The 26,465-nt window shown below is 54.5% G+C and carries 32 protein-coding genes; 26 read left to right on the top strand and 6 right to left on the bottom strand.

Annotation, left to right across the window (positions count from 1 at the left end):
* The first annotated feature begins 32 nt into the window (after positions 1-32).
* The 7 genes from I6E24_RS03090 to I6E24_RS03060 all read left to right on the top strand — a co-directional run bounded on the left by I6E24_RS03090 (position 33) and on the right by I6E24_RS03060 (position 7,051).
* Positions 33-2,342, top strand: a complete 2,310-nt coding sequence (locus I6E24_RS03090; protein WP_235326125.1) for a hybrid sensor histidine kinase/response regulator — start codon at positions 33-35, stop codon at positions 2,340-2,342.
* Positions 2,330-3,616 carry a sigma-54-dependent transcriptional regulator gene (locus tag I6E24_RS03085; protein ID WP_235326124.1) on the top strand — a complete coding sequence of 429 codons (1,287 nt, stop codon included), beginning with the start codon at positions 2,330-2,332 and terminating at the stop codon, positions 3,614-3,616. Before I6E24_RS03090 ends, I6E24_RS03085 begins: the two co-directional genes overlap by 13 nt.
* Positions 3,617-4,009: 393 nt before the next feature.
* Entirely contained in the window at positions 4,010-4,474 is a 465-nt protein-coding gene (locus I6E24_RS03080; protein ID WP_235326122.1) for a hypothetical protein, read from the top strand.
* A 196-nt stretch (positions 4,475-4,670) separates the two neighbouring features.
* Positions 4,671-5,297, top strand: coding sequence for an RteC domain-containing protein (locus I6E24_RS03075; protein WP_235326120.1), 627 nt, complete (start codon positions 4,671-4,673; stop codon positions 5,295-5,297).
* Between the two features lie 38 nt (positions 5,298-5,335).
* On the top strand, positions 5,336-5,566 hold the full coding sequence (locus tag I6E24_RS03070; RefSeq protein ID WP_235326118.1) for a hypothetical protein: 231 nt from the start codon (positions 5,336-5,338) through the stop codon (positions 5,564-5,566).
* A 6-nt stretch (positions 5,567-5,572) separates the two neighbouring features.
* Positions 5,573-6,178, top strand: a complete 606-nt coding sequence (locus tag I6E24_RS03065; protein WP_235326116.1) for a GNAT family N-acetyltransferase — start codon at positions 5,573-5,575, stop codon at positions 6,176-6,178.
* A gap of 108 nt (positions 6,179-6,286) precedes the next feature.
* Complete coding sequence (locus I6E24_RS03060) at positions 6,287-7,051, top strand: hypothetical protein (RefSeq protein WP_235326114.1); 765 nt, start codon at positions 6,287-6,289, stop codon at positions 7,049-7,051.
* Between the two features lie 34 nt (positions 7,052-7,085).
* On the opposite strand, the gene mobC is transcribed toward I6E24_RS03060, so the two are convergent.
* The 3 genes from mobC to mobA form a co-directional block, all read right to left on the bottom strand.
* Positions 7,086-9,095 carry a conjugal transfer protein MobC gene (mobC, locus tag I6E24_RS03055; protein WP_235326112.1) on the bottom strand — a complete coding sequence of 670 codons (2,010 nt, stop codon included), beginning with the start codon at positions 9,093-9,095 and terminating at the stop codon, positions 7,086-7,088.
* Positions 9,096-9,246: 151 nt separating this feature from the next.
* Complete coding sequence (gene mobB / locus I6E24_RS03050) at positions 9,247-10,494, bottom strand: conjugal transfer protein MobB (protein ID WP_235326110.1); 1,248 nt, start codon at positions 10,492-10,494, stop codon at positions 9,247-9,249.
* Entirely contained in the window at positions 10,473-10,898 is a 426-nt protein-coding gene (gene mobA, locus I6E24_RS03045) for a conjugal transfer protein MobA (protein WP_235326108.1), read from the bottom strand. The genes mobB and mobA overlap by 22 nt, the downstream gene beginning before the upstream one ends.
* A gap of 727 nt (positions 10,899-11,625) precedes the next feature.
* Here mobA and I6E24_RS03040 point away from each other — a divergent pair.
* The 19 genes from I6E24_RS03040 (at position 11,626) to I6E24_RS02950 (ending at position 25,564) form a co-directional block, all read left to right on the top strand.
* Positions 11,626-12,399, top strand: a complete 774-nt coding sequence (locus I6E24_RS03040; RefSeq protein WP_072541328.1) for a ParA family protein — start codon at positions 11,626-11,628, stop codon at positions 12,397-12,399.
* Entirely contained in the window at positions 12,392-12,802 is a 411-nt protein-coding gene (locus I6E24_RS03035) for a DUF3408 domain-containing protein (protein WP_072541327.1), read from the top strand. The genes I6E24_RS03040 and I6E24_RS03035 overlap by 8 nt, the downstream gene beginning before the upstream one ends.
* Before the next feature lie 20 nt (positions 12,803-12,822).
* Entirely contained in the window at positions 12,823-13,125 is a 303-nt protein-coding gene (locus I6E24_RS03030) for a DUF3408 domain-containing protein (protein ID WP_072541326.1), read from the top strand.
* 17 nt (positions 13,126-13,142) lie between these two features.
* Positions 13,143-13,439, top strand: coding sequence for a DUF3408 domain-containing protein (locus I6E24_RS03025; RefSeq protein WP_072541325.1), 297 nt, complete (start codon positions 13,143-13,145; stop codon positions 13,437-13,439).
* Positions 13,433-14,149: a conjugal transfer protein TraD gene (locus I6E24_RS03020; RefSeq protein WP_235326106.1), complete on the top strand. Its 717-nt coding sequence runs from the start codon at positions 13,433-13,435 to the stop codon at positions 14,147-14,149. Before I6E24_RS03025 ends, I6E24_RS03020 begins: the two co-directional genes overlap by 7 nt.
* Positions 14,150-14,320: 171 nt before the next feature.
* Positions 14,321-14,632 carry a DUF4134 domain-containing protein gene (locus I6E24_RS03015; protein ID WP_072541323.1) on the top strand — a complete coding sequence of 104 codons (312 nt, stop codon included), beginning with the start codon at positions 14,321-14,323 and terminating at the stop codon, positions 14,630-14,632.
* 42 nt (positions 14,633-14,674) lie between these two features.
* Positions 14,675-15,010: a DUF4133 domain-containing protein gene (locus tag I6E24_RS03010; RefSeq protein WP_235326104.1), complete on the top strand. Its 336-nt coding sequence runs from the start codon at positions 14,675-14,677 to the stop codon at positions 15,008-15,010.
* Positions 15,007-17,517, top strand: coding sequence for a TraG family conjugative transposon ATPase (locus I6E24_RS03005; RefSeq protein WP_235326102.1), 2,511 nt, complete (start codon positions 15,007-15,009; stop codon positions 17,515-17,517). Before I6E24_RS03010 ends, I6E24_RS03005 begins: the two co-directional genes overlap by 4 nt.
* 37 nt (positions 17,518-17,554) lie before the next feature.
* Positions 17,555-17,965, top strand: coding sequence for a DUF3876 domain-containing protein (locus I6E24_RS03000; RefSeq protein WP_072542205.1), 411 nt, complete (start codon positions 17,555-17,557; stop codon positions 17,963-17,965).
* 39 nt (positions 17,966-18,004) lie between these two features.
* Positions 18,005-18,643 carry a DUF4141 domain-containing protein gene (locus tag I6E24_RS02995; RefSeq protein WP_235326147.1) on the top strand — a complete coding sequence of 213 codons (639 nt, stop codon included), beginning with the start codon at positions 18,005-18,007 and terminating at the stop codon, positions 18,641-18,643.
* 3 nt (positions 18,644-18,646) lie between these two features.
* Entirely contained in the window at positions 18,647-19,672 is a 1,026-nt protein-coding gene (gene traJ, locus I6E24_RS02990; RefSeq protein WP_072542206.1) for a conjugative transposon protein TraJ, read from the top strand.
* A gap of 128 nt (positions 19,673-19,800) precedes the next feature.
* A complete protein-coding gene (gene traK / locus I6E24_RS02985) occupies positions 19,801-20,424 on the top strand; it encodes a conjugative transposon protein TraK (protein WP_235326100.1) in 624 nt (207 codons plus the stop codon).
* 16 nt (positions 20,425-20,440) lie between these two features.
* Entirely contained in the window at positions 20,441-20,704 is a 264-nt protein-coding gene (locus tag I6E24_RS02980) for a TraL conjugative transposon family protein (RefSeq protein WP_235326145.1), read from the top strand.
* On the top strand, positions 20,673-22,001 hold the full coding sequence (traM, locus tag I6E24_RS02975; RefSeq protein ID WP_235326098.1) for a conjugative transposon protein TraM: 1,329 nt from the start codon (positions 20,673-20,675) through the stop codon (positions 21,999-22,001). Before I6E24_RS02980 ends, traM begins: the two co-directional genes overlap by 32 nt.
* A gap of 79 nt (positions 22,002-22,080) precedes the next feature.
* On the top strand, positions 22,081-23,079 hold the full coding sequence (gene traN, locus I6E24_RS02970) for a conjugative transposon protein TraN (protein WP_262911874.1): 999 nt from the start codon (positions 22,081-22,083) through the stop codon (positions 23,077-23,079).
* Positions 23,076-23,633 (top strand): conjugal transfer protein TraO, encoded by a 558-nt coding sequence (locus I6E24_RS02965; protein ID WP_087247980.1) that lies wholly within the window; start codon positions 23,076-23,078, stop codon positions 23,631-23,633. The genes traN and I6E24_RS02965 overlap by 4 nt, the downstream gene beginning before the upstream one ends.
* A gap of 3 nt (positions 23,634-23,636) precedes the next feature.
* Positions 23,637-24,548, top strand: coding sequence for a toprim domain-containing protein (locus I6E24_RS02960; RefSeq protein ID WP_235326097.1), 912 nt, complete (start codon positions 23,637-23,639; stop codon positions 24,546-24,548).
* Between the two features lie 6 nt (positions 24,549-24,554).
* Positions 24,555-25,046, top strand: coding sequence for a DUF3872 domain-containing protein (locus I6E24_RS02955; protein WP_235326095.1), 492 nt, complete (start codon positions 24,555-24,557; stop codon positions 25,044-25,046).
* A complete protein-coding gene (locus I6E24_RS02950) occupies positions 25,043-25,564 on the top strand; it encodes a glycoside hydrolase family protein (protein ID WP_072542212.1) in 522 nt (173 codons plus the stop codon). Before I6E24_RS02955 ends, I6E24_RS02950 begins: the two co-directional genes overlap by 4 nt.
* 172 nt (positions 25,565-25,736) lie before the next feature.
* Here I6E24_RS02950 and I6E24_RS02945 read toward each other — a convergent pair whose 3' ends face one another.
* From I6E24_RS02945 to I6E24_RS02935, 3 genes are read right to left on the bottom strand one after another with little or no spacing between them, the layout of a single operon-like run.
* On the bottom strand, positions 25,737-25,943 hold the full coding sequence (locus I6E24_RS02945) for a hypothetical protein (protein WP_235326093.1): 207 nt from the start codon (positions 25,941-25,943) through the stop codon (positions 25,737-25,739).
* A 53-nt stretch (positions 25,944-25,996) separates the two neighbouring features.
* Positions 25,997-26,242: a DUF6956 domain-containing protein gene (locus I6E24_RS02940; RefSeq protein WP_235326091.1), complete on the bottom strand. Its 246-nt coding sequence runs from the start codon at positions 26,240-26,242 to the stop codon at positions 25,997-25,999.
* Positions 26,239-26,460, bottom strand: a complete 222-nt coding sequence (locus tag I6E24_RS02935) for a DUF3873 domain-containing protein (protein ID WP_087247986.1) — start codon at positions 26,458-26,460, stop codon at positions 26,239-26,241. Before I6E24_RS02935 ends, I6E24_RS02940 begins: the two co-directional genes overlap by 4 nt.
* Positions 26,461-26,465: the final 5 nt, after the last annotated feature.

Here is a 26,465-nt window from a genome sequence, read left to right as displayed (position 1 = left end):
TCAGCGAAAGGAGCAATGAATAAAAACAGAGGATGAGATTACAGACAAAAATTCTTGCCGGGTATCTGGTCTTGGTGGCGGTCATCTGTAGCATGGCCGCCATTTTGGTGCATGAACGTGGACGGATGCGTGAGATAGAAGCCGAAACAGGCGAAATACAGGAGATAAGGCGTGACATCACCGTCGCCCAACGCAACATCATCACCCTCGCCACATTGGGCGAAGGCGTCATCGGCTGGGAAGAGGCGGACTACCGGCACTACCGCACCCGGCGGCTGCGGACGGACAGCCTGCTGCAAGCCATGAAGCCCCGCTGCAAGGATTTCGTGCATCCGGCGCAGATAGACACGCTCTGCGCCCTCTTGGTGGAAAAAGAAGCCCACCTGCTGCACCTTATGGAAACTTTCGCCCGTCAGGACAAGGCAGACAGCCTGCTGGTGAACCATCTGCCCGAAGTGGCGAAACGTGCCACCCGTGTACGCACCGTGACGCAGAAAAAGAAAGGCATCGCTGGGGCTTTTGGCGGCAAGAAGACCGTGCAGATACTGCCGTCCGCCAAGGAACTGCACCAGTTCAGCGACAGCCTGATAGCCATGCAGCAGGAACGGACGGCGGAAATGGAGGCATACACCGACAGCCTGCGCACGCTGGGCAGGAGGCTGAACGCCGAGCTGAACCGGCTGATAACCGAACTTGACGGGCAGGCGCAGGAGGCTTTCGTGCAGAAGGAGCGGAAGATAGCCGAGGCACAGGCGTTGTCCGTCAGGCTGTTCACGGCGACCATCTCTGCTGCCATCATCCTGCTGTTCCTTTCTTATCTCACCATCCATAGAGAACTGAAACACAGCGCGAACGAAAAGAAAAAGCGAGAAAAGCTCATCGGCGAATTGCAGAAGAGCAACGATGCGAATGAAAAACTAATCAGGCTTCGGCGCAACCTTATCCAGAACGTCACCCACGAACTGCGCACTCCCCTGACCGTCATCGGCGGCAACGCCGAACTGCTGCTGAACGACACGGAGGCAGACAACCGTATGCGCCACGCACAGACCATCGGGGATGCCGCCGGGCGCATGGCGGGAATGATAAACAACCTCCTGGTGTATTTCCGGCTGGACAGCGGCAAGGAAACGCCAAGCGTCAAGCCTTTCAAACTGCGCTCCATCGCCGAAACATTGGAAACGGAGTTTGCAACATTGGCGAAGAATAAAGGACTCAACTTCAAGACAGAAAGTGAAACGGACGAGATTGTAAGCGGCGACAGGAACCGGATTATAAGCATTGGCGGCAACCTGCTCTCCAACGCCATCAAGTTCACCCGAAGCGGTACAGTCACATTAAGCACCGGCTACAAGAACGGCATATTTACCTTGACGGTGGAAGACACCGGCACGGGCATGACCGGAGAACAACAGGCGCGGATATTCATCCCGTTTGAGCGGTTGGGCAACGCCGTGACGGAGGACGGCTTCGGGCTGGGGCTTGCCATCGTAGCCGACACGGTAAAGCTGTTGAAAGGAAATATCACGGTAGAAAGCGAGCCGGGCAAGGGAAGCCGCTTCACCGTCAGCCTGCCGTTGGCAAAGGCGGAAGAAATGGCGGCCGGCGAAAAGACAAACGCCGGACATTCCACGCTGTCCGGCTGCTCCGTACTGGCGATAGACAACAACGGGATGCTGCTGGACATGATGAAAGAGATGTACAGACAAAACGGTGTGGAGTGCGACACTTGCCAGACAGCAGGAGAACTGACAGACCTGATGCGCACAAAAGATTATGACCTGTTGATAACCGACCTGAAAATGCCGGAGGTGAACGGCTACGAGGTGCTGGAACTGCTGCGCACATCGGAAATAGGCAATTCGCAGACCATTCCCGTCGTGGCAGCCACCGCCGCAGGCTATGTGGAGAAAGAAGAACTGACGGGCAAAGGCTTTGCCGCCGTGCTGTACAAGCCCTATTCCATAGACGAACTGCTGGCGGTGACGGAAAGCTGCATCAAACGGAACAAAGCAAACAGCATAGACCTGTCATCCCTGCTTGCCTTCGGCGACAAGCGGCGCACGTTGGAAAAGCTGGCGGCCACTACACAATCCGACATGGACGAAGTGCGCAAGGCGGCGGAAGCGGGGGACATGGAAGCATTGGATAACTGGGTACATCACCTGAGAAGCTCGTGGATGCTGATAAAGGCGGAGCAACCGTTGGCGGCATTGTATGAGGTAATCCACAAGGAGGACATACCGGATGAAAAGGTGCAATCTGCCGTAAACGCGGTACTGGCACAGGGCAGACTGATTGTTGATTCGGCAAGGAAGGAGGCGGAACGATGGGCAGAATAATCGTAGTGGAGGACAACATCATCTATTCCGACTTTGTATGCCGCCTGCTGGAAAGCAAGGGATACCCAAGCGTCAGCACCTCCACCTGCAACGGCGCACGGAAGCTGTTTGCCAAGATGAGGGAAGATGACATCATTCTGGCTGACCTGCGCTTGAATGACGGTGACGGTATCAGTCTGCTGGAAGAACTGCGGAAACAGGGCAGGAACAATCCCTACATCGTCATGACCGACTATGACGAGGTGCCCACCGCCGTCCGGTCAATGAAGCAGGGCGCGGAAGACTACATCCCGAAAAAGCTGATTGAAGCCAACCTCTTCCCGCTCCTGAAAACCTTGCGGAAAAGGATGGAGCGGCACGATACGCCCATCCATGAGCGGCAGAGCACGGCTTTCCGGGAAATAGACCGCAAGATAAGGCTGGTCGCCCCAACCAACATGAGCGTATTGATATTAGGCGAAAGCGGAACGGGAAAGGAACACATCGCCGAGAAAATACATACGATGAGCAAACGGTCGGCGGGGCCCTTTGTCGCTGTGGACTGCGGGCTGCTTTCAAAGGAACTTGCCGCATCCTCCCTGTTCGGGCATGAGAAAGGGGCGTTTACGGGAGCCGAAAGCAAGAAACAGGGATTCTGGGAAGAAGCCGCAGGAGGCACATTGTTCCTCGACGAGATAGGTAACCTTCCACCGGAAGTGCAACAGATGCTGCTCCGGGCGTTGGAAGCCAAACGGTACAGAGCCACGGGAGGCAGCAAGGACAAGCGGGCTGACGTGCGCATCATCGCCGCCACCAACGAGGACTTGCAGGCAGCCATCGCCGAAAAGCATTTCCGTCAGGATTTGTTCCATCGGATAAAGGAATACACATTGAACATACCGCCGCTGCGCGAGTGCCGTGAGGACATCATGCCTTTGGCTGATTTCTTCCTGAAACTCTCCAATGAGGAACTTGACCGGCAGGTGAAAGGCTTTGACGCGGAAGCAAGAAAACAACTGCTCGCCTATGCATGGGGCGGCAACGTGAGGGAACTGAAACGGGTCGTGCGCATGGCGGTGCTGCATACCGAAGGCGATACGGTCATGGCAGACACGTTGGAGTTCGATGAAATGCCAATGGCGGATGACGCTTCGCTGGCTTTGAACGACATGGAGAAGAAACAAATCATCCATGCGCTGGAACAGGCAAAGGGCAACCGCAAGTTGGCGGCAGCATTGCTCGGCATCGGGCGCACCACGCTGTACAACAAGCTGAAAGCATACGGGATAGAATAGAAAACTGTGAAAAAATGAAAGGAATTACAGGAAAAAGGCTACCTTTCGATAAGGTAAGCGGCGTTTCGGCATAAAAAACAATGGATTTGTTTTGTTCTGCCCTCAACTTGCATTACCTTTGTAGCAACATTTGAGAAAAGTCGGGTGCGGAAAGTAAAAAAAATCCGTCCGATGAAAATATAGTATAGAATAAGACCGCAAGGCGCATCTGGTGAAAATCTGGACAATTGGAACTATGGAAGGCGATTGCGTGATGCTTATGCTATGCCTCGGCATAGCGTGCAGTCACGTACATTCCGTAGAGGCAGTCCAGAGCCGTCACCAGAAAGTAGTGTGATTTGCACGCTATTTTCGTATGACGGCTTTCGGTCGCAACCACTAAAAAAGAGACCGATGGGAAAAGTCATATTATTCGCCGTCCTCACGATGGACGGATGCCTTGCGGACAGTTCAGGGAAAGCGCAGCAATGGCTTGCCAAAACCGACACGCCGGACAGATTCGGCATTGCCGGAATGAAAGAAACCGCCCGTCCGCTCTCCGAATACACTTCCCTTACCACGTTGGTGCTTGACAAGTCCGACACCACCTGTTTCATAGAAGCCAACACCGCTACCGCAAGCATCATTAACGGCATGGCAAGGATGCACCTGCTGGATGAAATCATCCTCTGCACGATACCCGTCATTGCCGGGAACGGCTGCCGCCTGTTCCTTGGAGATTTGCCTGAAAGCGAATGGATGCGGGACGAGACAAAGACATACAAGGACGGTTCGCTGAAAGCCGTGTACCGCAAGAATGAGGGTGCGACTGTTCAGAAAGTGAACACCTCCCTGCTCAAAAGAGTGTTCAGATTATGAACACGTGTTCAATTTCTGAACACATCCGAAAGACTGAATTCGGGTATTCCAATTTATTTTTATCAAATATGTCTGCTGTTTATCAGCGACTTGCAAAACAAGCCGCAAAAAATCCCATCCGTTGGACTGCCGTTTGCCCGATAGTTTTATGTGCGCACACTTCAACCCAAGTGTAACAACATAAAACTGAAAGCAAATGGAACATCTCATATTGACAGAAACGGAGTTCTTCCGCCTGATAGACAACCCCGAAAGCCGCAACGGGCTGAGTGCGGCATACAACGAGTTCGTGGCAACGGTCATTTCGCTCTGTACGGGAGCTGCAAGCCCCTGCCATCCGCTGCCCGCGTTGAGCTATGCGGAAACGGAACTGCAATACCACAAAGCCCTGCAAGATACGGGCACCCACCACAGCGTGTACGTGCGCAAAGCCCTCGCCTTCGTGCGCAAGATGCTGAAACACATTTCCATGCCACATAACCAAGTGCCGCCACTATCCTCCATCCCCTCCAAAGATGAAAAGAAAGACGATACGCCTGCCGATGCCCCGCCCATGCGGTGGACGGGCAAGGCGTCCGACCTCGTGGAACTTATCTATGGCATCAGCGAGATGGGCTGTATAAACGGCGGTGAAGCATCGCTGAAAGAGATAGCTTCCTACTGCTACAAGGTGTTCGGCGTACAGGCGAAAGGCTGTTACAACATATACAACGACATCAAGATGCGCAAGAGCGAGAGCCGCACCTATTTCCTCGACCGGGCTGCGGAGAAGGTGAACAAGCGGATGCTGTTGGACGAGGAACGGGAGCGGATGAGGAGATGAAAAGACGTTTCGCCCCACATAACGCAATATACGTGAAGATGTTAGGTTTTCTCGCGGAAAAGCCGTACCTTTGCAGGGAAATCAAAAGACTATATATTATGGCAATAGAAATCAAACCCATCCCGGTGCTTCGCGGCAAGGCTGCGGCACGTTTCGTGGAGGAAGCCGACCGCAACGCCAAGGAAAGGCGCGGTTCCATAGACTTCACGAAGCAGGTGGCGAAAATGCGCTCCATTCTGAAGCGCTCCAAACTGTATCGGGAGGGATAAGGCTGTATGTTGGAGCGTTGCGAGTTCTGCGAACTGAATGAGGAAGTACTGCGTGAGTGCGGCGGCTTCTCGTGCAAGGACGGGGACATAACCGAGTTCTTCACGAAAGAGTATGCCGATTACGCCTACCAGCTATTGGGCAAGTCCTACTGTTTCGTGGAACAGGAAAAACGGTGTATTGTCGGCGCTTTCACCGTAGCCAATTCGAGCATCCGTGCCGACCTGCTCCCGAACAGCCGCCGCAACAAGCTCAACCGCAACATACCCAACGAGAAACGCCGCCCGCAATACCCTGCGGTGCTGGTAGGGCAGCTTGCCGTCAGCGAGGACTATAAGGGACTGCACATAGGCGACGAACTGCTGGACGCCATCAAGTCGTGGTTCATCGAGCCGCTGAACAAGACAGGATGCCGTTATGTAGTGGTGGACGCACTGAACCGTCCCAAGGTCTTTGACTTTTACCTGCGCAACGGCTTCAAGTTCCTGTTCGCCACGGAGGAAGAGGAATGGACGTTCCTGCACGGCAGGCGGACGGCGAAAGAGGGAACAGCCATGCAGCCCATGCACACCCGGCTGATGTATTTCGACCTGATACTGCTGCGCACCGAATAACAAGACAAAAGCAACAGATAATAAGCCTCCCATAAAAGTTAAAGATAACTAACTTTTTGGGGGCATTTTTCATTTATGATGATATTTATATTAAAATGATATATAGCTATGGCAATGGAAATTTACCAACAAGAAGAAGATAAATCGTTAATAGCAAATTCTATGGACGAGGTAGAAAATGTTAGTTTTCGTGAATGTATGGTTTCTTTTCATACAAAATCCATATATAATGTTTTATCAGAAATGGTTCGTCATTATTTAGGCTTTGTAACATCATATGATTCTAATTATATTATGCAAAAAGCCAAGGAGTTTGCTAATCAAAATTTTGATTCATTTGCTCACAAAGAAATTCCTACGTGCTTTACTGAAATTTTGGAAAAACCTATGAAAAAGAAGGAGCAAATTAAATTACTAAAGGGAGCAAATCTTACATATGACCAATTAGGGGCACTTTTTGCACAAGCTGAAAATAAAGGATATAGTTTTAGCCATTATCACTATCAAGGAGACCCGTCATCTGTAAATAAAGATGAACTTCCTAAATTTATTCATGTTAAAGAAGATGGTACAGTGGAATATTATGGAAAAACAACTTTAACTGAAGGGCAGATGAAACAAGTTGTAGAACAAGCCGACGTATTGATTGCAAGAATATTAGACAATGATGAACATTGGCATTGTTTCTTGCAAACATTTAAAGGACTTAAAGGACAAGAGGCGGGGCTACAAGGGAGTCAGCCACACTTACATTATATTTCAGACTCATTTGGAATTTCTCGTAACTCATTAGTAGAAATGTTGAGAAAAGGAGAATATCCATCGACGCCTGTCCACATACCTCTTAAAGAAAATGAGGAAAAGGTTGAATAATATTTTACCTTTTCCTCTTTTCGCCTGTGGTGCATTACTTGTTCTGCAACAGATGTTGCAGTTCGGGGTCGGACTGGATGCGCTGCAACTCGTCGGCGACAATCTGCCGCACCTCGGCACGGATGCGGTTGTAGTTCTCCTGAATCATCTCTTTCATGCGGTCGTTGCCGTCGGCGTCGGTGAAGTCCGTGATGACGGGGATGGGCTTGTAAGCCTGTTCCTCACGCTTCACTTTATCGGCATCTACTACAATCTCACAGTGAAAAATCTTCTGCTCGATGCGCTCATTGAAGTTGTCCGCCACCGCGCCGACGAACATGCCCTGCGTGAGTGTGGAAATCTTGCTCGCCGGGATAAGGCTTTCCATCTGCGTGTTGATAGAGGTGGACTTGTCCTCGCGGTTGATGGTGATGCTCTGCCGCTTCTGCAAGATTTTGCCGAAACGCTCCGAAAGGGTCTTGGCGGTTTCGCCCACCACCTGACCGGAGAAGATGTTGCCCACCGTGTTCATCACTACGGCGGCTTCCTTGTCGCCGTAGTCGCGCTTCAACTGTGAGAAGTCCTGAAAACCGAGGCAGACCGCCACCTTATTGCTTCGGGCGGTGGCGATAAGGTTGTCCAGCCCCTTGAAGTAAATGGTGGGCAGCTCGTCAATAATCACCGCCGACTTCAGCTTGCCCTTTTTGTTGATGAGCTTCACGATGCGTGAATTGTACAAGCCCAATGCCGCGCCGTAGATGTTCTGACGGTCGGGATTGTTACCGACACAGAGGATTTTCGGCTCATCGGGATTGTTAATATCCAGCGTAAACTCGCTGTCGGACATGACCCAATAGAGCTGGGGCGAAATCATGCGCGAGAGCGGTATCTTCGCCGAGGCTATCTGTCCGGCAAGCTGTTCCATCGCGCCGCCCTGCCAAGCGTCCATGAACGGGGAAAGATAATTCTCCAACTCCGGGTAGCTGGTCAAAATAGGAAACACATCCTCGTAACGGCGATTAAGCAGCTCGATGGCATGGGGAAAAGTGCAATACTTACCGTCCTTGTAGATGCGCAAAAACCATATCACGGCAGCGAACAATATAATCGGTGACTCAACGAAAAAGTCGCCCTGTTTTTGCACCCAAGTCTTGTTCAAATTGAGCATTATCGTGTAGGCACTCTCGTAGGCATCGGTGATGTCCTCCATGAAATCCGGGTGAATGGGATTGCAGCGGTGGCTGCGGCGCGGGTCGTCGAAGTTTATCACGTAGAACTTCGGCTTGACCTTATATCCCTCCGGGTGGTTCATCAGGTGGTTGTAGGCAATAGTCGATAAGTCGCTGAATTTGAAATCATAGATATACATTGAATAACCTTTCTCAATCTGTTGTTTGATAAAACTGTTTACCACGGCATACGACTTTCCGCTGCCCGGTGTGCCCAGTACGATGGACGCACGGAACGGGTTTACTACGTTGATATATCCGTTGTTCCACTTCTTCCTGTAATAGAAGCGTGTGGGCAGGTTCACCGAATACTCGTTCTCGATGAGCCGCGTTTCCTGCATGAAGCTCTCGTTCTCCACGTTGAACACGTCTTCCATGAGGTTGGTGCGCAGAAGGCGACTCATCCATGTGCCGGACATCAGCAGGCAGACATAGCCCGCCGCAACGGTGGCGGTGTACAATGCCGCGTTTGCCTCTACGGGCAACGGCAGGGACAATATCCACCAGTTCAGAAAAAACAGCACCAGCCCTGCTGCAAGCACCGTCCAAATCCTTGCCCACGTGATTTTTTCCTCCTTGACCCCCTTCGTGCCCAGACACGAGAGTGCCAGCAGCACCAACGCAAAAAGTTTCGTATAAAGGATGGAGCGGAACAGCCCTGCAGTACGGTCGAAGTTCACCAGCACCCTGTCCACCACACCGATGTCGATGCCCCACAGCCTTACGGCTTCGTAACAATACCAATAGAGGTGAATGACCACCAGTAAAATGCTTACGGCACGCAGAAAATCCATGATTTTCGCCAATGCCCTCAAATCGTCTTCCTGTTGTGACATAAATCTGTTTCTGTTTTTAAGTTGAACAATATCTCCGCAAGGCACGGTACGGAGGTGAAGCATACATCACCCCAGACTTCATGGTACATGAGGCCGGACTTGATGTAGGATGAAGTCCGACCTCATCCCCTATGCCCTGCGGAGGGATAAATTACAGCCCCAAACCCTTGCGGCGTTTCTTCTTCCTGCGTTTGAGGTCACGCTCGAAGGCGGCTTCTTCCGCCTGTGCGCCCGACGCATCGCCACCGAGCAGCCCCAAGCCGGTGGAGTGTCCCTCGTCGTGTTCCACATAGGTACGGGCTTCCTGCTGCGGTTCGTCCTCCGTAATGGTGAACGGTATCGGCGGAGTGCCGGCATACGGCAGGGTGAAATGCTCCTGCAAGGCGTTGGCGGAAAACTCCCAGCCCAAGCGCGAGCCGTTCAGCACGCAGCCCGTGCGGTGGTCGATGAAGGTCGCCCCGTATATGCGCCCCTCATCCGTGTGGCGGAACACCACATCCACGCCCTTTGCATGAAGCAAGCCGATGAACTCCTCCTTACGGTAGGTCCGGGCGAGCGCGGCGGCGACGGTCTTGCGCGTCCTGTCCGCCAGACGCTTGTCGCGGATCTGCCCTTTGGAAAATTCAAACCTGCGCAGCACGGCTTCATAGCCGACGGACTTCCCGATACGGGATGCCTTGAAAGGATTGCCCACCCTGTTCCCGGCATCGTCGGTGGCGGCATAGACCAGCCCGTGATATTCCCGTCCGCCCGCCATGCCGCGGGCTTCCTCCACCGTGACGTTGTAGAGGGAGAGCAGGGCGCGGTATTCGCCCATCGTCTGGAACTTGTAGGTCGCCATGACCGCCTTGGCGGTGTTCGCCACCTGACGCTTCACGTCGCCCTGCGAAGCATCCACTTTCCGCAAGGGGTTGTCATGGCGGTGCTGCCTGCGGTCGGCGGGGTGCAGACCGTACTTGTGTTCCAGCTCACGGGTAATCTCCCTGCTCCTGCGGAAGTTGTAGCGGTCGCTGATGCACCTGCCGTTATCATCCACGCGGATGGTCACGATGTGCAGGTGGTGGCGGTCGATGTCCTCGTGTTTGTAGATGATGTACGGCTGTTCGCCGAACCCCATCCGTTCCATGTACTCACGCGCGATGTTCTCCAGTTCCATGTCCGTCAGGCGGTCATCGGGATGCGGGTTGAGCGATACGTGCATGACGGGCTTCTCCGTCCTCACGTGGGGCGAGAGGTAGCGCGAGAAGTCCTGCATGGCGCGGCTGATGTCCATCCTGCCGGAACAGCCGTCGAAAATTTTGTTCGTGCCGAGCAGTTTGCCCTGTTCCTTGTTAATCTTCTCCCCGTTGTACGCCAGTGCCCCGAACAACGATTTCCCTAAACTGATTTTTGCAACCATCGTTCCTCGAAATCCTTTGTCAGTTCCACGATTTGGCGGGTCAATGCCGCCAGTTCCTTCGTGCATCGCTCCAGCCGGTAGAGCAATGCCATCGCCTTTTTCTCGGAGAAATGGCAGCGCAGCTCCTTGACGGTCTGGTTGTAGTTGTTGCCTATCATGCGGTACTGCGCATGGAATGAAGACAGCTTGGCGTAGTATTCCACCAGCGTCCTGTCCTCCCGGAACACACGGAACTCCCCGCCGAAGATGCGTGCCTTGGCGAACACCGCCTTTGCCTTCACCTCCGTCTGTTCGTACATGGCGAGGAACCTGAGCCATTCCTCGTCGTTGAAACGCAGCATCACATGGTGCGTTTTCTTTTCCAACTTGGGGTGTCTTCCCCCCTTCTTACGTTCTCTGTTCATTATTACTATGGATTTAGTGGTTTCACGGCATAAGCGCAGCTTCCGGCATACATACCGCAGGCAGGAAAACAGGCTTCCCGACTTCGGAGAGGAAGCCCCTTCCCCTTTCAGGGGCAAGGCTTGCGGGAGTAACCCGCAAGGTTTCGGGTAACTCGAAACATACCTTGCTGTGTCTTAGAGGACACAAAAATCCGTAGCAGACGGATTGGGGATATACCTGTTATAACAATCCCATAAAGGTATCGGTCGCCCGATACCCTCCGGCTGCCCAAAAGAAGGACGGAGCCGGGGGCTGCGGTACGCGCCGGGAGCATTGCCCTGCCGCTTGGGTGCAAAGGTAGGGCGTTTAAGCCCTTGAAAACGTGACAAGAACGAAGCCACTCCCTACCACTTGCTGCCAGAAGCTGCCACCAAACTCCAAAACGATACGGATATGGAAAAATGCCCTTTACTTTGCAGGCAGAAAGGTCGGCAAGCCTGCCTATTTCCGTACAGGCATATCCGCAAATGTGCAAATCCTTGCACCTGTCTGCCCTCCTGCCTGTGTGCCTGCCTGCCGGCACGCAAGCGTACAGGCGGAAACGCAAGCAGGCACATTAGATTGCAAGCAAGCGAGTAACCTCATGAGCATACAAGCAAAGCCGCAAATGTGCAAATGAACAAGTCTGCGAAATGGCATATATGCCGACCTGCAATAAACCGATGTCTAACAATTAAAAAAAGAAGAATGAAAAAAGAACCTTTGTTCATCGCCTTCTCCACCCAGAAGGGAGGAGCCGGCAAAACGACACTCACCGTACTGATGGCGAGTTACCTGTATTACGTGAAAGGGTACGACGTGGTAGTCGTGGACTGCGACTTTCCCCAGTTCAGCATTAAGGACATGCGCGAGCGTGACCTGAAGAACATCGAGCGCAACCCGTACCTGCGCAAGCTGGCATATGACCAGTTCAAGCGCATCGGCAAACGTGCCTACCCGATTGTGGGCAGCCGACCCGACAATGCGATAGAAACGGTCAAGCCCTTCATTGAGTCGGCGACACCGCCCGATTTCATCTTTTTCGACCTGACGGGTACGGTGAACAACCTCGGATTAATCAAGACGGTGGCGACCATGGATTACATTTTCTGTCCTATAGCCGCCGACCGATTCATCATGGAAAGTTCGCTGAAGTATGCAAGCATTATCAATGACACGCTGATCACCACTGGCAAGTCGAACATCAAAGGTATCCGACTGTTGTGGAATATGGTGGACAAACGCGAGAAAACCGACCTGTACGACATCTATGACAAAGTGATTGCCGGGATGGGGTTGGAAACGCTGAAGACAAGCCTGCCGGACAGCAAGCGTTTCCGCAAGGAAGGTTCGGAAGAAGGCGACCGCCCGTTTTTCCGTTCCACGCTGCTGCCACCAGACAAAGCACTGGCGAAAGGTAGCGGCATCGATGACCTTGCGGAAGAAATACTCGGTATCGTAAAGCGCCCGACGCATGGCTAAAAAACTTGATGTCGATATTGATCCCGGCAAGTTTCTGGACTCGTTCCGTCCAGAAATGCCCACGTCCGCCGCCCCTGAAAATGCTGGAACGGATGAAAATGCCCCAGACAAGGTGACAAGACCAACGGAGAAACCGTCAATAAAGGCGAAAAAGGAAGAAACCATACAGGAAGAGGAATATATGGAACTCTTCCTACATGCGCCGAAAACTCCCATATGTTCAGGCAAGACTGCCTATATCCGTAAGAATTACCATGAGCGGATACAGCGCATCGTACAGGTCATCGGGAAAAACGGGATTTCGCTGTCAGTCTATGTGGACCGTGTGTTGGAACAACATTTCCGCGAGAAAGAGGAAGTGATACGCAGGCTCTACAAAAAGAATTATGAAGACGTTTATTAACATTAAAAACAAAAATGACAATGGAAAGAAAAATAGACAAGAAAAAAAATTCAGGAACAGGTATCGCGCAAGATGCGAGTGAGGTGGAAAAAGTAAAAAACTACATCTATACATACCTGAAGAGTGCGGACTTTACCGCCCGCACATGTAAGACAGCTTATATCCGTGACGAACACCACGAGCGGATACAACATATTGTCCATATTATCGGGAAGAACAAGATTACGTTATCCGGTTACATAGACAATGTACTGGCAGAGCATTTCGCAAGCCACAAGGATGAGATGACCAAACTGTATGAATTAAGCAAACCGATTTTCTAACTCAAAAGAAAATAATCATGAAACTGAACATCAACATTTTCAGACGCAAGGGAAAGGAAGAAGCCTATGCGGGCAAGTACCTCAACGGGCGCAGGCCGGAAGGAACCGCACAGAAGGCGGTGTACATCAGCCGCGAGAACCATGAAGCCGTCAAGCGGATCGTAGGCATGGCGGGAGGGCAAGGGACAACCATATCCGGTTACATAGACAGCATTGTCACCGAACACCTTGAACAGCACAGGGCTGAACTGGAAACCCTGCATGGGAAGAAGAGCCACGGGATGGTCGAACAGATAACGATAAGCCGATGGTGACGTTCCTGATTGTCCTGATGATGATGTGCAACCTGTGGATACTTTTCTATCTGACATGGGAGCAGCAGGAACGGCAGAAGGCCGGCAGTCAAGAAAACACAGACCGGAAACGGCAGGAACCGCCGCCCGATGTCGTGGGCAGGAGCAAGTTCAAAATATCGGACTGGATTGGGACAGAAAAGGACACCACAGTGCCGGAAGCTGCCACTTCCGTGGAAGCCGAGGCGGTGGAAGAAAAGGACGTTACCTTTGCCGATGAAACGGATACCGACGGAGGACAAGCACCGGAAAACAAGCCGTCACGCCAAGTGCCCGATGACGAACTTGATGAAACATTCAACGACAGCCGCGTGTCGGACATGGCAGAATATGACGGGAATGAGGATTACGATGGCGAACCCCATGAGGCAAGCGGCTTCACCTTCGAGGACATCGACCTTGCCATGCGGACGGTAAAGAAACCGGCAGCCACAATGGAGGAACGCCGCCACGCCGGGATGGTGTTCTGCGACATGAAGGGTAACGAGCTGTTCGCGATGATAGAAAAGAGTTCGGAAGCGACCCGCAGGAAACTGAACGAACTGATGGACTTCTATATGGACAGCGTTTCCGCCACCATACGGAAGGAACCGACCCCGACGGCGGTACGGACTACAGTCCCAAACGTGCCGGACAATATTGAGGATTTCAATATCCGTGATTTTGTATAACAAGTAAAACGAAACAATGATGCGAAAAAAGAAAATCGACTACGGCTAAACTTCGGCTTGCCACCGAACCACTAAATCCACAAGCCGGCTTCATCCAAAGCCGCAAGAAGTAAAACAAGTATCAACCGCCAAAGGGACTATCCAACCCGGAGGCACAAAAAAGAAACGATTATGACAAAGACATTGAAGAAAAAACAAATCATTCTCGCAGCCCTTCTGCTGGCTGCAAACATCTCAGCGTCCGCACAAGGCAACGGCATGGCGGGCATCACCGAAGCCACCAGCATGGTCACTTCATACTTTGACCCGGCGACGAAACTCATCTACGCCATCGGCGCTGTCGTCGGGCTTATCGGGGGCATCAAGGTATATGGCAAGTTCAGCGCCGGCGACCCCGACACCTCGAAGACCGCAGCAAGCTGGTTCGGGGCGTGCATCTTCCTGATTGTGAGCGCGACGATTCTCCGTTCGTTCTTCCTTTAATAAACGTACATTCCCATACATATATAATAAGGTGTAAGGACAATGGCTGAATACCCTATCAACAAGGGCATAGGCCGTCCGGTGGAGTTCAAGGGACTAAAGGCGCAATACCTGTTCATCTTCGCAGGCGGGCTGCTTGCCGCCTTCGTCCTCTTTGTCATCCTGTACATGGCAGGCGCGGGCCAGTGGCTCTGCATCGGCTTCGGTGTGGTGTCTGCTTCCGCCACCGTCTGGCTCACGTTCCGCCTGAACGCGAAGTACGGCGAACACGGGCTGATGAAGCTGGGCGCGGCACGGATGCGCCCCCGCCATGTGCTCCACCGCAGACGGGTGTCCAATCTGTTAAGACGAAAAAAAAAGAAAGGAAGAAACGTATGAGAAATGTAATGAAAGCCACCACGCTGGAAAGCCGCTTTCCGCTGCTCTCGGTGGAGCACGGCTGCATCGTCTCGAAGGACGCGGACATTACCGCCGCCTTCGAGGTGGAACTGCCGGAGGTCTATACCGTCACGGCGGAGGAGTACGAGGCCATCCATGCCACGTGGTGCAAGGCGATAAAGGTGCTGCCCGACTACTCGGTGCTGCACAAGCAGGACTGGTACGTGAAGGAGCGGTACCGCCCCGACACAGGCAGGGAGGGCATGGGCTTCCTCGCCCGCAGCTACGAGATGCACTTCAACGAGCGCCCGTTCCTGCACCACAAGTGCTACCTGTTCCTGACGAAGACGACGAAGGAGCGCATGAGACAGCAGAGCAACTGGAACACCCTGTGCCGGGGGCACATCGTGCCGAAGGAGATGCAGGACAAGGAAACGGCGGTGAAGTTCATTGAGGCGGTGGAGCAGTTCGCGCGTATCCTGAACGATTCGGGGCACATCCGGCTGCGCCGGCTCTCCGATGACGAGCTTACGGGCACGGAAAAGGAAACGGGCATTATAGGCAGGTACTTCGCGCTCTCGCCGGGCAATGTGGACTGTCTGGAGGACATGGAAATGACGGCAAGGGAGATGCGCATCGGCGACAACCGGCTGTGCCTGCACACCCTGTCGGACACGGAAGACCTGCCCGCTGCGGTGGCGACGGACTGCCGTTACGAACGGCTCTCCACCGACCGCTCGGACTGCCGCCTGTCGTTCGCCGCTCCCGTGGGCCTGCTGCTTCCCTGCAACCATATCTACAACCAGTACGTTTTCATCGGCAACAGCGACGAGGAGCTGCGCCGCTTCGAGAAAACGGCGAGGAACATGCAGTCGCTCTCGCGGTACAGCCGCCAGAACGCCATCAACCGTGAGTGGGTGGAGGAATACCTAAACGAAGCGCACTCGCAGGGGCTGAAGTCCGTCCGCGCCCACTTCAACGTGATGGCGTGGAGCGACGACGCGGAGGAACTGAAACGCATCAAGAACGATGTGGGCAGCCAGCTGGCTTCAATGGGCTGCGTGCCGCGCCACAACACGACGGACTGCCCGACGCTGTTCTGGGCGGGCATCCCCGGCAACGCCGCCGACTTCCCGGCGGAAGAAGCGTTCCACACGTTCATCGGGCAGGCGGTGTGCCTCTTCGCCGGCGAGACCAACTACAAGGACTCGCCCTCCGCCTTCGGCATCCGCATGGCGGACCGTATCAGCGGCAAGCCGCTGCACATCGACATTTCCGACCTGCCGATGAAGCGGGGCGTGACGACGAACCGAAACAAGTTCGTGCTGGGTCCTTCGGGCAGCGGCAAGTCGTTCTTCATGAACCACCTTGTCCGCCAATACTTTGAGCAAGGCTCCCATGTGGTATTGGTGGACACGGGCAATTCCTACCAAGGGCTGTGCGAGATGATACACCGCAAGACCAAAGGAAAGGACGGCATCTACTTCACCTACACGGAGGAAAAGCCCATCTCGTTCAACCCGTTCTACACGGACGACGGGGTGTTCGACGTGGAGAAGAAGGACAGCATCAAGACGCTGCTGCTTACCCTGTGGAAAAGCGAGAACGAACCCGCCACGAAAACGGAGTCGGCGGAGCTGGGCAGCGCGGTGAACGCCTACATCCTGAAAATCCAGCAGGACAGGAGCATCGTGCCGTCGTTCAACTCGTTCTACGAGTACATGCGGGACGTGTACCGCAAGGAGATGGAGGAACGCTACATCAAGGTGGCGAAGACGGACTTCAACATCGACAACTTCCTGACCACGCTCCGGCAGTATTACCGGGGCGGACGGTACGACTTCCTGCTCAACTCCACGGAGAACATCGACCTGCTGCACAAGCGGTTCGTGGTCTTCGAAATTGATTCGGTGAAGGATAATGCCGAGCTTTTTCCTGTGGTTACGATTATCATCATGGAAGCATTTATCAACAAGATGCGGAGGCTGAAAGGCGTCCGGAAACAGCTCATCGTGGAGGAGGCTTGGAAGGCTCTTTCTTCGGCGAACATGGCTGATTATCTGCGCTATATGTACAAGACGGTCAGAAAATACTTCGGCGAGGCGATTGTGGTGACGCAGGAGGTGGACGACATCATCTCGTCGCCCATCGTGAAGGAAAGCATCATCAACAACTCGGACTGCAAGATACTGCTCGACCAACGGAAGTTTATGAACCGCTTTGACCAGATACAGGGTCTGTTGGGGCTGACGGAAAAGGAGAAGTCACAGATACTCTCCATCAACCAGTCCAACGACCCGTCCAGACGGTACAAGGAGGTATGGATAGGGCTGGGCGGCACACAGTCGGCGGTGTACGCCACGGAGGTGTCCATGCACGAGTACCTCGCCTACACGACGGAGGAAACGGAGAAGATGGAAGTCCGCGAACTGGCGGAGAGGCTGGGCGGCGACATGGAAGCCGCCATACGGCAGATAGCGGAAAGGCGGAAAGAAGAAAAACAGTAAACAGATTATTCAACGACATTAAAAATTGAAACAGAAAATGAACATTGAACTGACAAAGACACAACGGCTGCTGCTTTGCGGCGGTCTGATTGGCTTGGCATCGCTGATGCTGCAAGCCTGCGAAACGGTAATGAAGGAAAACGAAGACGTCCGCGAGAAGATTTGCGGCAACTGGCAGAGTGCGGAGGCGGGACCCGACATACTGGTGTACAAGGAGGGTGAACACTACAAGGTGACGCTGTTCCGACGGTCGGGCGTGCGCCGCAGGCTGAAGCCGGAAACCTACCTGCTCCAGCGGGAGGAGAACGGCAACCTCTACATGAACACGGGCTTTCGCATCGACGTGGCGTACAACGAGGAAACGGACGTGCTGACCTTCTCGCCGAACGGCGACTACATCCGGGTAAATATGGAGGACGCTTCGGACGGTGAAAAGAAAGAAGAATAATGAAAAGACAACGAACCACTAAATCCAACGTGAATGAGAATGAGACAAAAACTGAAAATGCCGCTGATAGCGGTCTGCCTGTGCCTCACGGGTGCGGGCACGGCAAACGCCCAGTGGGTGGTGTCCGACCCCGGCAACCTCGCCCAGAGCATCATCAACTCCGCCAAGGAGATGGTGGAGACGGCGGGCACGAAGGCGAACACCCTGAACGGCTTTCTGGAAACGCAAAAGATTTTCCAGCAGGGAAAGAAGTATTACGACGCGCTGAAATCCGTGCATGACGTGGTGAAGGGCGGCGTGAAAGTATCGAAAAGCATAGGGCTGGTGATGGAAATCTCGGAGATATACGTGGACAACTACCAGCGTATGCTCTCGGACGAGAACTACACGCCGGAGGAGCTTGCCGCCATCTCGTCGGGCTACGCCATGCTGATAGACGAAAGCTCGGACGTGCTGCAAGACCTGAAGAACGTGGTGAACGTCACAGGGATGTCGCTCTCGGACGCGGAACGGCTGGCAATCATCGACAACGCCTACCGCAGCCTGATGAACTACCGCAACCTCGTGCGCTACTACACGGGCAAGACCATCTCGGTGAGCTACCTGCGGGCAAGAAAGAAGAACGACATGGACCGGGTGATGTCGCTGTACGGAACGGCTAACGAAAGGTACTGGTAGCCTATGGGAGAGTTCGACAACCTTCACCAGATACTCCTTTCGCTCTACGACGAGATGATGCCGCTTTGCGCGGACATGACGGGCGTGGCGAAAGGGCTTGCCGGGCTGGGCGCACTGTTCTACGTGGCGATGCGCGTATGGCAGTCGCTTGCACGAGCCGAAGCGATAGACGTGTACCCGCTGCTGAGACCTTTTGCATTAGGTCTGTGCATCCTGTTCTTCCCGACCATCGTATTGGGCACGATGAACAGCGTGCTGAGTCCCATCGTGCAGGGCGTACACGGGATTCTCGAAGAGCAGACCTTCGACATGAACGAGTACCGGGAGCAGAAGGACAAACTGGAGTACGAGGCGCTGATGCGCAACCCGGAAACCGCCTACCTCGCCTCGGATGAGGAGTTTGACCGGCAGCTGGACGAGCTGGGCTGGTCGCCCTCGGATCTCGTGACGATGACGGGGATGTACATGGACCGGGCGGCGTACAACATCAAGAAAAGCGTGCGTGACTGGTTCCGCGAACTGCTTGAACTGATGTTCGCCGCAGCCGCACTCATCATCGACACGCTACGGACGTTCTTCCTCGTAGTGCTCAGCATCTTGGGACCGATAGCCTTCGCCTTCTCCGTGTGGGACGGCTTCCACTCGACACTCTCGGCGTGGTTCAGCCGCTACATACAGATTTACCTCTGGCTTCCGGTGTCCGACCTGTTCAGCACCATACTGGCGAAAATCCAGATTCTGATGCTCCAGCAGGACATCGAGCGTATGCAGACCGACCCAAACTTTTCGCTGGATGCAAGCGACGGGGTGTACATCGTATTCCTTATCATCGGCATCGTGGGTTATTTCACCATACCGACGGTGGCGGGCTGGATTATCCAAGCCGGAGGCGGCATCGGCAGCTACAACAAGAACATCGGGACCGCCGGGGCTTTGGGCGGCAGCGTGGCAGGTGCAGCCGCAGGAAACGTGGCGGGGCGTGCCGGGAAGCTCATCAAGGGAACGGCTGGAAAGGTGTTCAAGAGGTAACAGCCGGAACGGTTGAAGTGGCACTTTGGGGTTGCCTATGTGCCACTTTGACCTCCCCCGAAGTGTCACTTCGGGAAAAGGATACCGAAACATGATTTTACAAACAGAAAAAGAAAGACGAAAAGAAAATGGAATTCAAATCACTAAAGAACATCGAGACGAGTTTCCGGCAGATACGTCTGTTCGGCATCGTCTATACGGCAGCCTGCGCCCTCGTGGTGGTCTGCTCGGTGGTGTGCGCCTTCCGCTTTGCCGAGGCACAGCGGAAGAAGATATATGTCCTCGACGGGGGCAAGAGCCTGATGCTCGCACTCTCGCAGGACCTGTCGCAGAACCGTCCGGCGGAAGCGAGGGAACACGTGCGCCGTTTCCATGAACTGTTCTTCACGCTCTCGCCGGAGAAAAGCGCGATAGAGCACAACGTGAAGCGTGCCCTGCTCCTGGCGGACAAGAGCGCGTACAACTACTACGCCGACTTCGCCGAAAAGGGCTTCTACAACCGCATCATCGCCGGCAACATCAACCAGGTGCTTCAGGTGGACAGCGTGGTGTGCAACTTTAACCGTTACCCCTACGAGGCGAGGACATACGCAAGACAGATGATTATCCGCGAGAGCAACGTGACGGAACGCACGCTCGTGACCGCCTGCCGCCTGCTCAACGCGAGCCGCTCGGACGACAACCCCAACGGCTTTACCATCGAGGGCTTCACGGTGCTGGAGAACAAGGACATCCGGACCATAGAAAGATGATGCGCGTATGGGAAAGATGAAAACTCTGATTGAAGGCTTGAAAGGCGGGGTACGCAGGAAACTGGAAGCCCTGCCGCCGAAGGCGCGTCTGGGGATAGTCCTCACGGCATTTGCCGCTTTCGCCTCGCTCTGCCTGTACATGACCGTCACCGCCATCGCCGGTTTCGGCAAGGGGAACGGGGCAATGGAGATACGGCACATCGAGAAATTGGACCTGCCGATGCAGGAGAATATGAACCTATATAATAATGTATATGGAAAAGGAACAGAAGAAGAATGAAACGAAAGAGAAGAAGCCGCTGACCGAACAGCAGCGGCAGCAACGCAAGAAGATGCTGGTCTATCCGCTGATGGGACTGCTGTTCCTGGGCTGCATGTGGCTCATCTTCGCACCGTCCTCCGAGGACAGGGAGAAGGCAAAGCAGGGTCAGGGATTCAACACGGACATGCCCCTGCCCGAAGACTCGAAAATCATCGGTGACAAGGCGAAAGCCTACGAGCAGTTACAGTTGGAGAACCGGCAGAAGGAACGCCGGGGCATGGTGGGCGACCTGTCCTCGTTCTGGCACGACGGCGCGGAAAAGCCGGACACGGCGGCTGCATCGGACGACTACCGCCTGACGCAGACGGAACCGTCCGAAAATGAGCGTGCCGATAAGCAACAGGCGGGCATACGCACCTCCGCTGCTGCCTACGAGCGGCTGAACACTTCGCTGGGCACGTTCTACGAGCCGCCGAAGGAGGACCGGGAAAAGGAGGAGCTTCGGGAACGCATCGACAAACTGGAAGCCATGCTGATGGCGCAGGAGGGCAAGCCGTCCTCGATGGAGGAACAGGTCGCGCTCTTGGAAAAGTCCTACGAACTGGCGGCGAAGTACCAGAACGGGAAGAGCAATGCCGGGCAGAGCGCACAGCCCGAAGGGACGGAAACATCCGCCAAGGCTGACGAAAGGAGCATGAAGGCGGAACCGGTAAGCGGGGTGCGTCCGGCAGTGGTGTCCGCCTTGCCGCAGCCCATGACAGACTCGGCTTTTATCGCTGACTACGCGGGTGAACGGAACTACGGTTTCCACACCGCCATCGGCACGGCGGAAGCCTCGGAAAAGAACACCATCGCCGCCTGCGTGCAGGGCGACCAGACCCTCACGGACGGGCAGACGGTGAAGCTCCGGCTGCTGGATCCGATGCGCGTGTCGGGGCGCGTCATTCCCCGGAACACGCTCCTTGTGGGCGCGGCACGGTTGCAGGGCGAAAGGCTCGGCATCGGCATCACCTCGCTGGAACACGGGGGAAGCATCATCCCGGTGAAACTGGAGGTGTACGACAGCGACGGGCAGGCGGGCATCTTCATACCCGGCTCGATGGAGATAGACGCGGCAAAGGAAATCGGGGCCAACATGGGCAGCTCGCTCGGCAGCAGCATCAACATATCGACCGACGCGGGGGCGCAGCTCGCCTCCGATCTGGGTCGCGGGGCGATACAGGGCATCTCGCAGTACATCTCGAAAAGGATGCGCACGGTCAAGGTGCATCTGAAGTCAGGGTACAGGGTATTGCTCTACCAAGAAAAGGAATGAACAGTCCAAAAACATAAAGGCGAAAAAAGAAAAAATAATCAACAAACCAATTTTTATTTACCACTAAATCCAACGTAAAATGAGTATCAAGAAAGTAATGACAATGTTTGCCCTGCTGATGGGCATCGCCTGTGCGACCTACGCGCAGGGAGTGACGAACGACAGCACCGCCACCGCCAAGGAGGACGGGCTGGAACTGGCGAAGGACGTCTATCCGCAGACGGAGGAGGACGGCGACCTGTACCACGGTCTGACGAAGAAGCTGATGTTCGACCGCATGATACCGCCGCACGGTCTGGAAGTCACGTATGACAAGACCGTCCACATCCTGTTTCCGGCGGCGGTGCGCTACGTGGACCTGGGTTCGCCCAACCTGATAGCGGGCAAGGCGGACGGCGCGGAGAACGTCATCCGCGTGAAGGCGACGGTCAGGGACTTCCGCAGCGAGACGAACATGAGCGTCATCACGGAGGATGGCAGCTTTTATACCTTTAATGTGAAATACGCCGACGAGCCGCTTATCCTGAACGTGGAGATGAAGGACTTTATCCACGACGGCAGCACAGTGAACCGACCGAACAACGCGCAGGAAATCTACCTGAAGGAATTAGGCAGCGAAAGCCCGATGCTGGTACACCTCATCATGAAGTCGCTGCACAAGGAGGACAAGCGCAAGGTGAAGCACATCGGCTGCAAGCGTTTCGGCATCCAGTACCTGCTGAAAGGGATTTATGTCCACAATGACCTGCTGTATTTCCACACGGAAATCAAGAACCAGAGCAACGTGCCGTTTGACGTGGACTACATCACGTTCAAGATTGTGGACAAGAAGGTGGCGAAACGTACCGCCATGCAGGAGCAGGTGCTGTTCCCGCTCCGCGCCTACAACTACGCCGTCCGTGTAGCCGGGAAGCAGTCCGAACGCACGGTGTTCTGCCTTCCGAAGTTCACCATCCCCGACGGCAAGCAGCTCGTGGTGGAGATGAACGAGAAGGACGGCGGACGCCACCAGACGTTTACCGTGGAGAACGAGGACTTGGTACAGGCTGAAACCATCAATGAGCTGCGTGTGCGATGAAAGCGAGAGTCCTTTTCCTTGTAACGCTTCTGTCCGTCCTTTTCATGGGACGGGCGGAAGCCCAGCGGTGCCTGCCGAAGATGCGGGGCATCGAACTGAAAGCCGGGCTGAACGGGGCGGACGGCTATGTGCTGGGAGCCACTTTGTCAAGCTACGCGAAAGGCGGGAACAAGTGGGTGTACGGGGTGGAATATCTGCAAACCAACCATGATTATAGGAGTACGACCATCCCTGCGGCGCAGTTCACGGCGGAGGGCGGTTTCTACTACAACTTCCTGTCGGACGCGAAAAAGGTGGTGTTCCTCTATGCGGGCGCGTCAGCCCTTGCCGGGTACGAAACGGTAAACTGGGGCGAAAAGACGCTGTACGACGGGGCAAGGCTGAACAACGGGGATGCCTTTGTCTATGGCTGCGCCGCCACGCTGGACATGGAGGTGTACCTCGCGGACTTCATCGCGCTGACGGCTTCGCTCAGGGAACGTTTCCTCTGGGGCGGCAGCATGGGCGTGTGCCATACGGAGTACGGGATAGGTGTCAAGTTCATCATCAACTGACGGATGCCTATGGACATAGAAGGAATGAAACGGTTTCCGATAGAGGACTTCCTCGCCCGGCTGGGGCATCACCCGGTTCAAAGGCGTGCCAATGCAATTTGGTACAGGTCGCCGTACCGGGAGGAGAAGACGCCTTCCTTCAAGGTGAACCCGGAGAAGAATCTCTGGTTTGACTTCGGCGAGGGCAAGGGCGGCAACATCTTCGCATTGGCAGGCGAGTTCATCAAGACGGGCGACTTCCTCACGCAAGCGAGGTATGTGGCGGAAGTGGCGGGTATGCCGGCACAGGACTATGGACCGCAAAAAGCCGTTGATACGCACCGTTCCGACGGACACAGCTTCGAGGATGTGAAGGTGCTGCCTTTGCAGAATCGGGCGCTGCTCCATTACCTGCAAGAGAGGGGCATACCGTCCGCCGTCGCCATAGCGAACTGCAAGGAGATACGCTACTCCACGCACGGCAAGCGGTATTTCGCCGTGGCTTTCGGCAACGAAGGCGGCGGCTACGAGATACGCAACCCGTTTTTCAAGGGCTGCGTGCCGCCGAAGGACGTGACCCTGTTGTCGGTCGGCTCGGCGTCCTGCAACGTGTACGAGGGCTTCATGGACTACCTCTCCGCCCGTGCGCTGGGCATCGGCGGCAAGGAAGACCACCTCGTGCTCAACTCGGTGTCCAACGTGGCGAGGGCGTACCGCCATCTGGACGGTTACGGACAGATAAAGTGCTACCTTGACAATGACGAAGCCGGGCGGCGGACGCTGGGGGCTTTGCTTGCACGTTACGGCGGAAGGGTATCGAACTGCTCCGGCATTTATGACGGGTGCAAGGACTTGAACGAGCACCTGCAAAGGGTGCTTGCCGAAAGGCAGGCTCAAAGCGAGAACGAAAAGAAAAACAAATCCATCAGACTATAACAGATTATGAACATGAATAAATTGAACCAAAAAGCGAAAAGAAACATAGTAAGAACCTTTGCTGCCCTCTGTGTGGGTATGCTCTCCATAGGCTTCACTTCCTGCGATGATGACTTGGATGTGACGCAAGCCTACCCGTTCACGGTGGAGACCATGCCCGTGCCGAAAGAACTGGCGCAGGGCGAAACGGCGGAGATACGCTGCGAGCTGGTGCGTGAGGGCGAGTTTGACGGGGCGGTCTATACCATCCGCTACTTCCAGTTTGACGGCGAAGGCACGCTGAAGCTGGACAACGGCCTGGTATTCCTGCCCAATGACCGCTACCTGCTGGAGAACGAGAAATTCCGCCTGTATTACACCTCGGAGTGCGACGAGTCGCAGAGCCTGACCATCACGGTGGAGGACAACTTCGGCAATGCCTTCGAGTGGGAAGTCGAGTTCAACAATGACTCGGATGCGGATGTGGCGGTGTCGGACACCTTGAACGTCAGCCGATGATGCGCAAGGCGTTGCTCCTGCTGCTGGCGGCTGTCCTCTGTGGCAGCCTGCCGGCACAGGATACGGAGGAAACGGCACGGCTGCTGGCGCTGTTCAACAGCCACCCGAAAGCGGACATAGCCGTTGAACTGGTGAAGAAATATGAGGGGCTGCATGACCGTTCCGACTACCCGTATTACGGCTACGGACACCGCAGGCTGCCGAACGAGAAGCTGTCCTACGGCATGACGGAGGCGGAAGCGGAAGCCCTGCTCCGCAAGGATTTGGCGGTGCGTTACAGGCTGTTCCGCAAGTATGGAAAAGACGCCTTGCTCCTGACCGTCCTGAGCTACAACGTGGGGCAAGGGGTGCTGCTCGGTCATGGAGGGCATCCGAAAAGCGGGCTTGTCCGCAAGCTGGAAGCCGGAAACAGGGACATTTTCCGTGAATACACAGCCTACTGCCGGTACAAGGGCAAGCCCGTCCGCTCGATAGAGCGGCGGCGCAAAATGGAGTTCCTGCTGCTGTATGAGCCGTGAGGCTATGGTTGGCTGTACAACAAACAAAATCCGATGGTGCCTTTTGTGGCTTCATCGGATTTTTCCATATTATCGAAGATGGAAAGTAACGGTTTCTTTGCTACTTTCTTATCCGCCTGTCCTGCTCATGAAAGAAAGTAGCGGGCGGCAATTCCTGCCACCCGCCAAAGGGTCATCCTGCCACCATCCGCTTCTGTATGCGTTCAAGGGTACGCTCGGCAATGGGGCGTGTGTCCTTTGTCCAAAGGTCATAGTCATGCACGGATATTCCCACGCTCCGCAGGTCACGGATATAGCCGGACACATAATCTCCCGTAGGGAGGTAAACGAACTGCATCCATGCGTCCTTGCCGTCTGTCAGTATAAAATAGTATTTCATGATGCTTTCTCTTTTAATGGTAAGTGTGGGCGGTGGTTTCCACCGCCACGCACTCAAAATTCTCTCATATCAGCGATAGTCGTACAGTGTGTGAGCCATTCCTTTACGCAGGGCATGTTGTATTCGGAAGTGATGACTGCCGTATGCTCGTTTATTTGCGTAAACCTCGTACTTTCATAGTCCTCCACCCTTCCTTTGAGGGTGTCAGTTCCCCATGCGTCCGCATCGGCAAACATTCTGTCCAACACACAAATGGGGTCGCTGAATGTCACAATCAGCGTGTCATAGCCTGCTGTCATAGCCTGTCCTCCTTCGTTTTAATCCATTCGTCACGTAACCGCCTGCACTCGTCCAGCGTGGGCTTCACGCAGGAGAACAACTCTCCGTCCGTATGGCGGTAGTCGTATTGCACGAAAGTGCGCCTTTTCCTGCCGATACTCATTTGGAAACTCTCGTATTTCTCCGTTCCTGCCGCTTGGCAGGTGCTTACTCCGTTAATGGTCATTCTCGTTGTCATAGCCT

Origin of the sequence: Bacteroides caecigallinarum, assembly GCF_021530995.1 — a bacterium.
GTDB lineage: Bacteria > Bacteroidota > Bacteroidia > Bacteroidales > Bacteroidaceae > Phocaeicola > Phocaeicola faecigallinarum.
Note: the sequence above shows the minus strand (reverse complement) of the source record. Positions and strands in the feature narration are given on the sequence as shown.